General features: G+C 54.9%; 1 protein-coding gene. It reads left to right on the top strand.

Annotated elements, in window-relative coordinates; all coding sequences use genetic code 11:
• Positions 1-191 precede the first annotated feature (191 nt).
• Complete coding sequence (locus tag CAPSK01_RS17220; protein WP_034929588.1) at positions 192-503, top strand: DUF1874 domain-containing protein; 312 nt, start codon at positions 192-194, stop codon at positions 501-503.
• The last annotated feature ends 122 nt before the right edge of the window (positions 504-625 follow it).

Here is a 625-nt window from a genome sequence, read left to right as displayed (position 1 = left end):
CTGCACTGGCCAGACGTTCTGGGTAGAGAGCTACTCTTGCTCTCACCAAGGGCACACTTGGCGGTGCGATGCCGACTGGCAATGACCGCAAGCCGCCCTTGGGCGGCTTTTTCTTTGGGCCTTACCACTAGGGTCTAAAGAAAACCTGACTTGCAGCAGGATGTCTGCATGACCGAATTTAGGAGACTTACATGTACATGCTCAACGCTTTTTCCGCCAATATGCTGGCGGAATTTCCCGTTTCCGTGCGGTTCACGGAAATCTCAGCCACTACAATGGCTGAACTGGCACAAGAATCTGTGTCGGCAGTTGGCCATGCCGATACAGCCGCATTGTTCTCAACCATTCTGGGCGTCAAAGTGCCCTGCAACAGGGTTTCCGTTACCCTCAAGTCGGGAGAGAATGCCCTTCTTGGGCAATACTCAGGCCCAAGGTTGCCCGAAGGGGCAACGACCTTGCCCGAAGGGGCGAGCATCAAGTGGGTACTGGTCAACGTATTCTGACCCATGAGCCGCCAAAGGGCGGCTTTTTCTTTGGGCCTTATCACTAGGGTCTAAAGAAAACCTGATGTGCAGCAGGCCACAGCAGACGTTCTGCAAGGCCCAGGGCATGCTTCCAGGCACGT

The sequence above is a fragment of the Candidatus Accumulibacter vicinus genome (assembly GCF_000584955.1).
GTDB lineage: Bacteria > Pseudomonadota > Gammaproteobacteria > Burkholderiales > Rhodocyclaceae > Accumulibacter > Accumulibacter vicinus.
The sequence above is the reverse complement of the archived record's forward strand: the minus strand, read 5'-3'. Positions and strand labels throughout refer to the sequence as shown.